Genomic DNA, 12,133 nt, shown 5'->3' with positions numbered 1-12,133 from the left:
CAAGCGGAGCAAACCGCAAGGCGAGAGTACCGATGCAGGAGACTGGGGCGGACCGACCCGTACGAGCGTTGAGGGCCCTGTAATGGGGTCGGAGCAAAGGGGTCGGGTCAGGTGGTCGTATTGTTTGGAACAACTGGAAACAGGATGACTTCGATAAATATGACAGACAAGCCGTTTCGAATTGAGAAACGACAAGTGTACGAAGCTTACAAAGCGGTCAAAGCCAACCATGGTGCAGCCGGGGTGGACGGGCAGACCCTTGAGATGTTCGAGAAAGACCTTGCAGGGAATCTCTACAGGATCTGGAATCGGATGTCCTCTGGGACCTACTTTCCGCCGCCGGTGCGCGGCGTCTCCATTCCGAAGAAGACCGGAGGCGAAAGGGTGTTGGGTGTGCCAACCGTCAGCGACAGGATCGCGCAGATGGTGGTCAAGCAGATGATTGAGCCGGATCTAGAGCCTTTCTTCCTTCCAGATTCCTACGGCTATAGGCCGGGGAAATCGGCGCTGGATGCTGTCGGAGTGACGCGTCAGCGGTGCTGGAAGTATGACTGGGTTCTGGAATTCGACATCAAAGGGCTGTTTGACAATCTTCCGCATGATCTCTTGCTGAAGGCGGTCAGGAAGCACGTCACGTGCAAGTGGGCTCTGCTGTACATCGGAAGATGGCTGGCAGCGCCGATGGAGAAGAATGGAGAAGTCGTCGAGCGAACATGCGGCACTCCGCAAGGAGGCGTTGTCAGCCCGATCTTGTCGAACCTCTTCATGCACTATGCATTTGATCTGTGGATGTCGCGCACGCATCCTGACCTTCCATGGTGTCGATATGCTGATGATGGCCTTGTGCACTGCCGGAATGAACAGCAAGCAGAAGTCCTCAAGGCGGAGCTTGGTTCTCGACTGGCAGTATGCGGGCTTCAAATGCATCCGACAAAGACCAAGATCGTCTATTGCAAAGACCAAAGGCGCAAGGGGAAATACCCGAGTGTTGTGTTCGACTTTCTCGGGTATCAGTTCCGGCCGCGACGCGTGGCGAACACACAGCGAGATGAGTTCTTCTGTGGCTACACGCCTGCGGTCAGCCCCTCGGCACTGAAGTCGATGCGAGCCACGATCAAAAGCTTGAACATCCCGCGGCAGACGCCGGGGACGCTGACCGAAATAGCCAAGCAGCTCAATCCACTCCTTCGGGGATGGATTGCCTACTATGGTCGTTACAGTCGTTCGGCCCTGTCTACTCTGGCTGATTACGTCAATCAGAAACTCAGGGCTTGGATCAGGCGGAAGTTCAAGCGCTTTCAGTCCCATAAGACGCGTGCCAGCCTCTTCTTACGAAAGCTGGCGCGGGAAAATCCAGGACTGTTCGTGCATTGGAAGGCGTTCGGAACGAATACGTTTGCCTGATGGGAGCGGTGTGAATCGAGAGGTTCACGCACCGTTCTGCGAGAGGCCGGTAGGTGAAATTCCTCCGGCCTACTCACCCTTCCGTCAACACCAGGATGACCCGTCCAGGAGGGCGGGCGAAGAAAGGCAAGCGCCTCAAGGCCAGTGCTCCGTTCGGCAAGTGAGGAACCCGGACATTCATTGCCGGCTTGCGCCATGATGCGCTGACCGCCCCTTGGGTGATCCCGGGTGCAATGGACCGGGAGGCCTTCAATATCTACATCGAAACGCAACTGGCTCCGACGCTTGCTCCCGGCGATGTCGTCATTCTTGATAATCTCTCGGTTCACAAGAGCGCCAAGGCCGAAGCCGCTGTACGTCAACGCGGCGCTTGGATGCTCTTCCTACCGCAATATTCGCCCGATTTGAATCCGATCGAAATGGCCTTTTCAAAACTGAAAGCACACTTGCGAAAGGCTGTCGCCAGATCCTTTGATCTCCTCATCGAGGCCATCGGTGATATCTGTAATCTCTACCAGCCTGAAGAATGCTGGAATTACTTCAAGGCTGCAGGTTATGCACCACATTAACAGCACGATGCTCTAAAAGACCCTTCGAGGCCTCACGCCCTATGAGTTCATCTGCAAACAATGGACAAATCAACCGGAACGATTCACACTCAATCCGATCCATTAAATGCCGGGACCGAACATCTAGGTCGCTTCTTGGCTTGTTGCCAAAAATGCCCGAACAACCGGGCGAAGCTGACCTCGCTCGGAATGCATCATTCCAATCGGGTCACTCACCATTCCAGTATCAAGGTCATAGACATGAATATTCGAGTCCCGGCGCCACATATCGGCAAGTTTGTCGGGAGCAAGCGCGGGCCGGTCAGACTGAAGCTGAATTTGCTGAATCAGTAGCGGATAGTCTCGTAAGATACGGCGTTCCGCGTTCAAGCAGCATTTCTTCAACGTGGCGTAGACTGAGCGGACAGCGATAATAGAGCCAGACAGTGCGGGCTATAATTTCTGGGGGGAAACGATGGTTCTTATAATTGGCGATGGGCTGGCTCATGCCAATTATCAATATCGACAATTCATTAAGCCAAAAACAAGGTGACGACACCGGTGGTCCTGCTCAAGGATGTTGTTGAGATATTTAACTTGCCGAATTTCAATTACATGACCTGTTCTTGCGAATATCACGATTGTGTTCATAGCCTTTAGGCCGGCCGCATTGGCCCCGGTTTTGCCAATTACTACTCGCTCCGGAACACCGTTGGTGGCGATGACGTTCTTGAAGAACCGTCGCGCACTGCGCTCAGACAGCATGAAATCAAGCGTTTGGCCCTCGCGATCAACTGCTCGATACAGGTAAGTCCATTGCCCCGAACCTTGAGATAGGTTTTGTCCACACGTCACGATTTGGCCGTGCATTGTTTGCGCATAGGAGCCTGAACCGGAATCTGGGGCGAGTAGCGCCCAACCCATTGGTTCAAAGTCGCGTGATATACAGCGATGCCTCGATCGGCCAGAATTTCTTGAAGATCGCGATAGGAAACCGGCTAGCGCACATAAAAGAAGACGGCGTGCAGGATGACATTTTTGGGAAACTGAGCTCCTTTGAAATCGACCATTACCCATCTCCATTAATTACCTACCAGACTTTGAAGTAAACAGGCAGAGATGAAAACTTTGCAACACAACCGGCCAAGCCCGAAAAGAATCGAACGGGTGTCCGTCGTGCGATCTTGCTTAGATGATGATAGACAGTGGGTAGATATTCCTGCCTGAGAGGGTACGTTGGTATGTGAGTCAATCAGAGAAATCGGGTGGCTGTGCGCCACCCGGCTTTTCTTTCATGGCTTCGCCGACGCGAATGTCCCTAGTTCCGTCCGCACTAGCAATTCGTCGAAATTGCCTGATTTGCTTTCGCCGAGGATCGAGCCGAGCCAGCAGAATGCGAATCCGAGCGGAATACTGATGATCGCCGGATACTTGAGGCTGAGATAAGCCTGTGCGCCGAGAACAATAGGAGACGCTATGATAAGAGCAAGCGAAACCAGGACGCCGCCGCTCAGACCGAGGATCGCTCCCGACCGATTAAACTTCCTCCAGAACAGCGCGCATAACAGAACGGGGAGGTTTGCGCTTGCAGCAACAAGGAAGGCAAGCCCCAGGAGGAAGGTGACGTTGAAGCCGCTTCCGATTGCGATGCTGGCTGCTGTGGCCAAAATACCAACCACCACGGCCGATAGACGAGCCACGGTAGGTTCGCGCTTTTCGATATTCGCTTGGCCGCGCCAAAATACGCCGGCAAAGATGTCATGTGCAACAGCTCCTGAAGCGGATATCAGGAGGCCTGAGACAACCGCAAGAATAGTCAGGAACGAGACGCCGGCAATCAGTGCAATACAGATGGCACCGAAAGGTGTTTCCAATCCACCGCCAAGAACGCCGGCGAGGACGGGTGCGACGAGGTTGCCCCCCACGCCGGATGCGAGAGTAGCGGCATCGCCGGTGAGAAGCAGGCGCGCGCCCAGCCCAAGAATGACCACCATCAGGAAAAACAACCCCATTGCACCCATCGCCCAGCCGAGCGAACGACGCGCCGCAGTCCCGTCCTTCACCGTGAAGAAGCGAATGAGCACATGCGGCAGGCCCGCCGTACCCAGCATGTATACGAGGCCGTAGGACAGGATATCAACCGGATGGACCGAGGGCAGCAGCAGGCCCGGCGCTGCATATTCGAGCCCTTTCGGATGCACTGCCGAGGCATCCCTCACCAGAGCGGCGAAGCTCCAGCCGGTATGACTGAGGATCGCTGCCGACATGATGACGCCGACGAAGAGCAGAATGATCGCTTTGATGATCATCACCCATGTCGCCCCAAGCATGCCGCCGAACGCCACATAGACTGTCATGAGACCGCCGGTGATAATGACCGCTGTGGAAAAGCTCAGCCCCGAAAGGGCCTGAAGAAGAATACCGGCACCAACCAGTTGGGCGAAAAGATAAAGCAAGCTAACGACCAGGGACGATGCTGCCGTCACTGCCCTCACCGTCGGATCCGGAAAGCGCAGGGACAAGACTTCGGCGAGCGTAAAGGCACCACCGTTGCGCAGGCGCTCGGCCAGCAGAAACAGGAGTGGCAGGAAGGAGAAAATCGCGGCGACGAGGATCAGCGTGCCGTCAAAGCCATAGAGATAGATCAGGCCGGTGGTGCCGAGAAAAGTTCCGGCTGACATGAAGTCACCGGCAATCGCCAGACCGTTCTGAAAGCCGGAGATGCTGCGGCCTGCTGTGAAGAAGTCGGATGCGGAATGCGTGCGCCGTGCCGCCCAGCCGATGATCCCGAACATGCCGATGACGAGGACGCCAAAGACGACGAGAGTGATGATACGGGTTTCCGACATCAGCTTGCTCCCACCGGCTTGGACAAGGAGGCCTGCACCTCGCGCAATGCAGCCGCTGCCATCGGTTCGAGAACACGGGTGGTCTGCCTGAGGTAAAACCATGTCAGCGCCCAAGCGATGACGAACATTGCGAAGACCAGTAGAAAACCGAACGATCCGAACAGCGCATTGTCGGCGGCAAGCACCTGCGGAGCGAATGCGACCAGCGCAAAAAAGCCAACATAAATGATCATCGTGACAGCAAACAGCGTAAAGCCGAACGTTCGGCTGCGTCGAATTAGGGACGCCACACCGGGGTTCTTCTGAATTTGGGAGGAATCGGCAAAGACCTCTCCCGGTTTCTGTGGACTGGTATGTTCGAGCATAGGTTCCTCCTCTTAAACGGCGTCAGGATCTCCTCCCCGCCGCATTGCTCATTCGGGACTTGGGGTCGATGATCTTGCGCAGCAGCCGCGACAGTTCCGACTTCTCGCCAGCCTCCAACCTGGCGAACACGTCCTTCTCGATTTCCTGCATGATGTCCACGAGACGCCTGCGAAGCTCTTCGCCCTTGGGCGTCAGCGTCAGGGTGATCAGCCGCTTGTCGTCGGCGTTTGCGTCCCGCTGCAGAATACCGACGGCGGTAAGCTGCTTGATGGCCCGGCTGATCTTTGCTTTGTCCATCTTCGTGAGATCGGCCACCTCGTAAGTGGAGACGACCGGACCGAAGCTATGAACAACGGTGATCACACGGGCTTCGGCGATGGTGATGCCGAGTTTGTCGGCATAGATGCCTGAGGTCTTCTGCGTTATGGCGCTCGTGACCACGAGCAATTGATAGGGTAGGTATCTCTTGAGATGCAGGTCTGCTGCTGCCAAGGCGTCGATCATGTGCGGTCCTCTTGTTTCCATTGGTACACATCAATACGGACCAGCCAGTCCATGACAAGATCGAGGACGGTTTCGCTGTTGCGATCCATCATCAGCATGTGGGAATTCCCCCGAAGGCCAAGTGATGGAAGATCGAGCACGTCGGTCACTCCTCCACCGCGCCGCCACGCGTTCAGGCTCTCATCAGCATTCCGGACGAGGCCCTTCCATACGTCGTCGAAATCCAGGAAATCACCCTGCACCAGCAGCACCGGTCGGCTTGCGGCCTGCTCGAACTGGGTCGGAGCGCCGTGCGGCTCCAGGACAACACAGGCGCGAACCAGTTCCGGTTCGCGTTCGGCGGCTACCAGTGCATGCCCGCCGCCCTGGCTGTGGCCAATCAGGTAACATGGGCCAATTTTCCTGACTGCCTCGACCAAAGCCGCAACCTGGGCCTCGGTATTCGTCAGCCACCTCGGCACAGCCCACCGCATCAGTTCATCGAACGCTTCCACGGGAAATTGCGTGCCTTCGAAAGTCTTCCGAGACGCGAAATCGCTGCGTGTTCCGACGCGGAACAGAGCCCAAGCCTCCTCGGCGCTGCGCTGGAGCGGCCGTCCCTGCCAGATACCAGGCAATGACGAAAAGCCGGCACGGCCGCGTTCGACCATATCGATCGTATAGGTCGCGACACCACGGCGCAGCAGGCTTTCCTGCCACCCCAAGCGTCCGTCCGGCGTCGTTTCCCAGCAGCTTCCCGTCAACCCGCCGCCGTGAACCAGAAGTACGGGGAGCGGGAATTGCTTCTCCTGCGGAATGAAGAACTGAACGTAGCTTTGCTCGATCCAGAACTCGCCATTGGGATTGTAGGCATAGTCCCTGAACCCCGCGGAAAACGAAATCGTTTCGACGGCCTCGCCCTCGACCCGAACCTTTCGGCCGCCAGCCGTGAAGCTTCCCATTCCTGCGAGAGCGAGAGGTCTCACCGCCTATGCCTCCCGCGACAGGATCGAGACGCTGTGGCAGGCCATCATGCCGCCCAGCGCATGGACCAGGGCCGTCGTCGGCGTCTTCACCTGAATTCCGAGCGCTTCGCCGCGCAGCTGCCGGATCGCCTCCATCATGCTGTCCATGACGCAGGAGACACCTGGTTGACCGAAAGAAAGCCAGCCACCATTCGTGTTGGTGGGCCGTTCTCCGCCCGGGCCGGTCGCTCCTGACCGGACGAAATCTCCAGCCTCGCTCATGCCCACGTAACCGAGCTGGCTGAGGCACATCAACTCGACATGCGCAAACTGCGATGCCGTCTGCAGGACGTCCATGTCCTTCGGGCCGAGCCCAGCCATGTCGTAAGCGGCCTTGGCCGCGATACCGCATCCCGTCTCGGTGACGTTCGGCAGGTTTCCGAGCGGCAGCCGACTCGACCGCAGCGACATCCGGTCGGTCAGATAGTCATGCGTCGAGCATTCTCCTGCCCCGAGCAGATAGATCGGCTTGTCCGTCAGCGTCCGGGCGATCTCGGCGGTTGCGACGATGTAGGCGCCTGCGGTGCCGGGCGGCCCCCAGCTTGCGCAATGCCAAAGGCGGAGCGGCGATGCGATCATCGGCGACGTCATCACGTCCTCGATTGTGATGCGTCCCTTATAGCCCTTGGCCGAGAACGGATGAGGGACAGCCCAGTCCTGGCATTGAACGGCAACCGCAGACAGGTCCTCCTCGGTCACCCCGTATTCATGCATCAGGCGGCATGCGATCTGGGCATAGATCGCCGGAATGATCGGTTCGTAGGGCTGTTCGAATTCCGGGTCGGCATCGATGCTGCTAATGCCGGTTCTTGCGTCCGTCATCCCGGCTGCGGCATCGGCGCCGACGCATAGCACGAAACGCGCTGCGCCGCTGTTCACCGCAAGAGCTGCATGTTTCAGCATCGAATTCATGCCGGCGGCATGGATGGTGATTTCCGAAGCGTAGGTCGGCGTGATCTTCAGGTTGGCCGCAAAGATGTTGTTGTATTGTTGGCGCATGTCCGACATCGGTGCCCGGCCGAACAACAGGCCGTCGATATCGTCCTTTGCAAGTCCTGCGTCGGCGATCGCCTTTCGCGTGGCTTCCGCAGCCAGCCGCATCGCCGTCTTGCGCTCGTCTCTCCGGCAGTAGCTATCGCCGAAACCGACGATGGCAACCTGTCCTCTCAAATCTTTCATAGTCCTCATGATGCCACCTCGAATTTCGGCAGGGTGACGCCATCGCCGCGATCATCGAACCAGACCCTGACCCTCCGGCCGACACTGAGGCCGCCTTCGGCTTTGCCGGTGATCTCCGCGAACATGTGGAAACCCTCATCGAGGCCGATGATGCCCAGATGGCGCGGTTCGAACGCCTGCTCCGTCTGACGCAGAGGAAGGTGCTGAGTTGTGAACGAGTAAATTTCGCCCATGCCCTCCGACTGCTCCCAGGCAAGTTTGTCGGAAAGGCAATAGGGGCATGCCGGGCGGGGATGGAAGACGGGTTCTCCGCAGGAACGGCAGCGCTGGAAGAGCAAACGGCCTTCGCGCGCCCCCTGCCAATAGGCCTCCGTATCCGGACTTGACCTCGGACGGCTCTGGAACTCCATCTCAGACCGCCTTCTTCAGCTTGAACTCTTCGAGGAAGATGTCGCGCAGCAGGTGCTTCTGGATCTTTCCACTGCCGGTCAGCGGCCACTCGCTGGTGAAGCGGACGTAACGGGGGATGCGAAAATTTGCGACCTTGCCGGTGCAGAACCGGATGACGTCGGCTTCATTCAGCCCGGCGCCCTCCTTCAACTCGACAATCGCCATCACCACTTCCGAGAGCCGATCATCCGGTGCGCCGATAACGGCCACCTGCTTGATATGGGGGTTGTGCAGCAGAAGGGCCTCGACCTCCTCGGCCGAGACATTCTCGCCGCCGATCTTCAGCATGTCCTTCAGGCGTCCGGCGAAGCGGAGATTGCCGTCCGCATCCAGTGATCCCAGATCGCCGGTATGGACCCAACCATCCTGGTCGATCGTCTTTGCCGTCTCCTCCGGCTGCTTGAGATAGCCGTTCATCCGCCACCAGCCATTGATGCGGATTTCGCCGATCTCTCCGCAAGCCAACCGTTCGTTCGTTTCCGGATCGAAAATCGCGAGTTCGCTGCCCTCAACCGCCGTACCGCAGGTGGAAGCGCGCACGGCCCAAGGCTGGCGATAATCGCCGCCAGCTCCGCCACCTTCGGTGGCGCCGTAGATCTGCACGAGATCCGGCATGTCGAATGTATCGCGGACACGTTCCATGAGCGCCGGCGTGCCCACGCACCAGCCGCCGCGCAATGACGAGAGATCGTAGTCCTTGAAGTGCTCGTGGCTCATTTCCATGATGTACATGGCGCCGTATCCGGACCGCGCCACGCAGCGCTCCCGCTCGATAAGAGCGAGGATTCGTTCGACTTCGTAATACTCGGCACTGACCACGGCACCGCCGAGCGTGAGCGGCAGCGGGATTGCGCCGCAGGAGCCGCCAACATGGTAGAAGGGCTGGGTATTGAGGAAGGGCTCGCCCGGTTGCAAACCGGTGCGTAGAGTGAATTCCACGCCGAAATTGAGCGCATAGCGGTGATTGCAGAGCGCGCCTTTCGGAAGAGCCGTCGTGCCCGAAGTATATTGCAGGATGACGGGATCGCCAAAGTGCTGCTCGTTCTGACGTTGTTTCACCTGCTCCCTGGTCGTCGCTTCGCCCGATTTGACGAAATCCGAAAACGGCAGGAATCCATTGGCAGGCACCGGATCCAGCGAAACGAGACATTCAAGTTTCGGAAGCGCGGCACTGCTGAATTGCCCTGATGTCCCCGGCACCCAGTCGGGTGCAAGCTCCGCAAGCGTGCTGACGAAGTCATGCTTGAGGAAACGCTCGACCATGATCAGAACGCGGGCGGCGGAATGCCTCAGCACATGGCCGAGCTCGAATGTCTTGAAGCGGGTATTGATCGCGACGATGATCGCCCCGACCTTTGCGCACGCAAATTGGCAATAGGCGAATTCCGCGAGGTTAGGCGCCCAGAGAGCGACGGTCTCCCCTTTCCGGATTCCCTGGGCGATCAACGCAGCCGCGACGGCATCGGAACGCTCCTTCATCTCGCTGAAACTTACATGCGTATCGTCGAATACCCAGCCCGTGCGCTTCGGCCATAGAGCGGCCGCTTGGTCGAGCGCATCCCCGAGGGAAAGGTCTCGCACTGCAAATGAATCCGTCATCGAATTCCTCCCTGAATTTCATGATAGATGGGCGTCCGGAGAAACCGTCAGGCCGCCTGAGCCGGGCGAAGCGCGATCATCATCGGCGACGTCCCACGTTGGACGACCACCTCGTCCTGGTTGATGAGCGAAAACTCGCGCTCGACGATTCCGAAATCACCCTTGCTGGTCAGGCGTTTGCCTATGAGCTGCATCTCGACATGTAAGGTATCGCCTATGAAGATCGGCGCCTTGAATTCCCAGTGATCGATTGAAAGCATTGCAACGGCCGAAAGCTCGAAAACGCCCCAGCGCGTGAACATGCCCGTCAGCAGGGTGATGCCGAAAATGCCACCAACGACGCGGCGTCCAAACCGTGTGGTCTTGGCGTATTCATTATCGCAATGCAGCGGATTCCAGTCGCCGGAAACCATGCAGAACATCGTCGCGTCAGCGTCGGTTACCGTCCGGCCCGTGCTCACGAACTTCGACGGGATCTCCAAATCTTCATAATAAAGGGTGGTCATCGATATCTCCTCGCATATCAATTCATATCAAATGAAATGATTATTGCAAGCCCAATTTAAACGGGTATTCCGATGGCGACATCACGTTAATCTAAATTGTGGACGACAACACCAGCACCTCCGGTTTCAGAGGGTGGTTCCAGTCACGGTTCTGTCCCCGAAACCGGGTTGTCGAGAGCTCATGCCGTGACACGGACTTGCTATTGAAGCGTTAAACCTATTGTCCCATAGTAAGTATTGGGAGTGCCATAAGAGTGCGAGCGGCGAATGTTCCGTATCAAACCCGGCGTGAAAACAACGTTCGGTGACATCTTATAGGATGAACCGCTCGGTCAAGTCTATGAATCCATAGAAAAATGCACCCCCGAGATTGGGTATATTATCTCTCAGTTTGACCACCATGAACAAGGGGTATCGCTCGTCAGTGTGGTGCGCTTGGAAAGAAAGACCGATAACCGGTGAGAAAGAGGAAGGGTAATCTGATTGGGCAGAAAAGTATCGAACGCTCGATCCATTTTCTAGCCGTGTCTCGAATTCTAGCGTTCGTACAAACCTTAGAACCCACCGGCAACTCTTCCTTTGAAAACTGCGTGGCCTGCTGACAGATATTCAGACCAGAAAGGTCAATGCTTTGAAGCAGGGCTCGACAGCGTTCGCCATAATGCGTGACTTGGCCATGCGCTTCAACGGCATCTTGCGCAGCAGGAATTCGGAGACACTGTATAAATGGATCGACGATGCCATTGACACCGAACTCACGGCGATCATGCGTTTCGCCAGCGTTTTGCGCCGGGATATTGATGCCGTCAAAAATGCGATCGAACTCCCTTGGAGCAACGGTCAAGCCGAAGGGCAGATCAACCGCCTCAAGATGCTGAAGCGAACAATGTACGGTCGCGCCGGCCCAGAACTGATGAGGGCAAGAATGCTGCCCCGGAATCACAGAAATTGAGGATGAACCACACAAAGTGAGGAAGATCCAATAAAAAATGGAAAGCAGCTGCCTACACCAGGCCGCGAACGTCCGCCGCGTGCCGCGATTGCCGATTTGCCTTTGGCTTCAGGGCCTGCTCACGAAGCAGCGCGGTACGCGAAGGGCACGGAATCCCATTTATGTGTATCGGCTGTAACGGCCCAGATGTAGACCCGTCGCAATAGGAGAATGGCACCTGATGATAGAGAGATGCTTTGCGCTCCCACGACCCGTGCGCAGGCCTCCCTCAGTGCCGACGCATGGATGAAGCGGCAGTGGACATGCCGCCGTTCCTCGTAAGTGACATCGGGCGTGGCCAAAAGCGTCGGAAATCGGATTTTGCGACCTGTTTCTGAGAGAATCACATTTTGTGCATTGTTAATTTCTATTAATTAGGTAAGTTTCCTAATAATAGAAATTAAGGGAATGCGCATTCATGCTGGTAGGAATCGATATCGGAGGAACGAAGACGCAATTGATGACAGCCAATACTCTGGCTGTCTCCGATATATCGATGCCGACGTCCGAATGGCGAGAGCGGCAGAACGTCAAAGCTGGGGCCGCCACGCTCGTTACAGTATTGATGAAAATGACAGCGGGCAAACCACCCGAAGTTCTGGTTGCGGGTTCGCATGGCTGCGATACCGACGAGGAATGCGGGGCTTTCCAGCAGCGGCTTGCGCAGCTTTTGCCGGCAACCGTCATATTGGTCCTCAACGATTCGGAACTGCTACTGCCCGCAGCTGGCAAG

10 protein-coding genes and 5 pseudogenes are annotated in these 12,133 nt (G+C 57.0%); 4 read left to right on the top strand and 11 right to left on the bottom strand.

Features of this window, described 5'->3' with window-relative positions; all coding sequences use genetic code 11:
- The first annotated feature begins 144 nt into the window (after positions 1–144).
- Positions 145–1,404 carry a group II intron reverse transcriptase/maturase gene (gene ltrA, locus ABKW30_RS27185; RefSeq protein WP_348602079.1) on the top strand — a complete coding sequence of 420 codons (1,260 nt, stop codon included), beginning with the start codon at positions 145–147 and terminating at the stop codon, positions 1,402–1,404.
- A gap of 80 nt (positions 1,405–1,484) precedes the next feature.
- Positions 1,485–1,973 (top strand): annotated as a pseudogene (locus ABKW30_RS27180) (IS630 family transposase); the annotation flags it as partial.
- Positions 1,974–2,096: 123 nt separating this feature from the next.
- On the opposite strand, the gene ABKW30_RS27175 reads toward ABKW30_RS27180, so the two are convergent.
- The 11 genes and pseudogenes from ABKW30_RS27175 to ABKW30_RS27125 all read right to left on the bottom strand — a co-directional run bounded on the left by ABKW30_RS27175 (position 2,097) and on the right by ABKW30_RS27125 (position 10,409).
- A complete protein-coding gene (locus ABKW30_RS27175) occupies positions 2,097–2,342 on the bottom strand; it encodes a hypothetical protein (RefSeq protein WP_348602179.1) in 246 nt (81 codons plus the stop codon).
- Positions 2,332–2,460: pseudogene (locus ABKW30_RS27170) on the bottom strand (IS6 family transposase); the annotation flags it as partial. The pseudogene ABKW30_RS27170 and the gene ABKW30_RS27175, both read right to left, overlap by 11 nt.
- Before the next feature lie 50 nt (positions 2,461–2,510).
- Positions 2,511–3,022: pseudogene (locus ABKW30_RS27165) on the bottom strand (IS6 family transposase); the annotation flags it as partial.
- Positions 3,023–3,244: 222 nt separating this feature from the next.
- Positions 3,245–4,801, bottom strand: coding sequence for a cation acetate symporter (locus tag ABKW30_RS27160; RefSeq protein ID WP_348602078.1), 1,557 nt, complete (start codon positions 4,799–4,801; stop codon positions 3,245–3,247).
- On the bottom strand, positions 4,801–5,166 hold the full coding sequence (locus ABKW30_RS27155) for a DUF485 domain-containing protein (RefSeq protein WP_348602077.1): 366 nt from the start codon (positions 5,164–5,166) through the stop codon (positions 4,801–4,803). The genes ABKW30_RS27160 and ABKW30_RS27155 overlap by 1 nt, the downstream gene beginning before the upstream one ends.
- A 22-nt stretch (positions 5,167–5,188) precedes the next feature.
- Positions 5,189–5,671: a MarR family transcriptional regulator gene (locus ABKW30_RS27150; protein ID WP_348602076.1), complete on the bottom strand. Its 483-nt coding sequence runs from the start codon at positions 5,669–5,671 to the stop codon at positions 5,189–5,191.
- The gene (locus tag ABKW30_RS27145; protein WP_348602075.1) at positions 5,668–6,636 is read right to left on the bottom strand and encodes an alpha/beta fold hydrolase; all 969 of its coding nucleotides are present in this window, start codon (positions 6,634–6,636) and stop codon (positions 5,668–5,670) included. The genes ABKW30_RS27150 and ABKW30_RS27145 overlap by 4 nt, the downstream gene beginning before the upstream one ends.
- Positions 6,637–6,639: 3 nt before the next feature.
- A complete protein-coding gene (locus ABKW30_RS27140) occupies positions 6,640–7,863 on the bottom strand; it encodes a thiolase family protein (RefSeq protein WP_348602074.1) in 1,224 nt (407 codons plus the stop codon).
- A complete protein-coding gene (locus ABKW30_RS27135) occupies positions 7,860–8,264 on the bottom strand; it encodes an OB-fold domain-containing protein (protein WP_348602073.1) in 405 nt (134 codons plus the stop codon). The genes ABKW30_RS27140 and ABKW30_RS27135 overlap by 4 nt, the downstream gene beginning before the upstream one ends.
- A gap of 1 nt (position 8,265) precedes the next feature.
- Positions 8,266–9,903 (bottom strand): AMP-binding protein, encoded by a 1,638-nt coding sequence (locus ABKW30_RS27130; protein ID WP_348602072.1) that lies wholly within the window; start codon positions 9,901–9,903, stop codon positions 8,266–8,268.
- 47 nt (positions 9,904–9,950) lie between these two features.
- Complete coding sequence (locus ABKW30_RS27125) at positions 9,951–10,409, bottom strand: MaoC/PaaZ C-terminal domain-containing protein (protein ID WP_348602071.1); 459 nt, start codon at positions 10,407–10,409, stop codon at positions 9,951–9,953.
- Positions 10,410–10,992: 583 nt separating this feature from the next.
- Here ABKW30_RS27125 and ABKW30_RS27120 point away from each other — a divergent pair.
- Both ABKW30_RS27120 and ABKW30_RS27115 read left to right on the top strand, forming a co-directional pair.
- Positions 10,993–11,361: pseudogene (locus ABKW30_RS27120) on the top strand (transposase); the annotation flags it as partial.
- A gap of 457 nt (positions 11,362–11,818) precedes the next feature.
- A pseudogene (locus ABKW30_RS27115) lies at positions 11,819–12,133 on the top strand (N-acetylglucosamine kinase); the annotation flags it as partial.

The sequence above is a fragment of the Phyllobacterium sp. SB3 genome, assembly GCF_040009165.1.
Taxonomy (GTDB): Bacteria; Pseudomonadota; Alphaproteobacteria; order Rhizobiales; family Rhizobiaceae; genus Phyllobacterium.
Note: the sequence above shows the minus strand (reverse complement) of the source record. Positions and strands in the feature narration are given on the sequence as shown.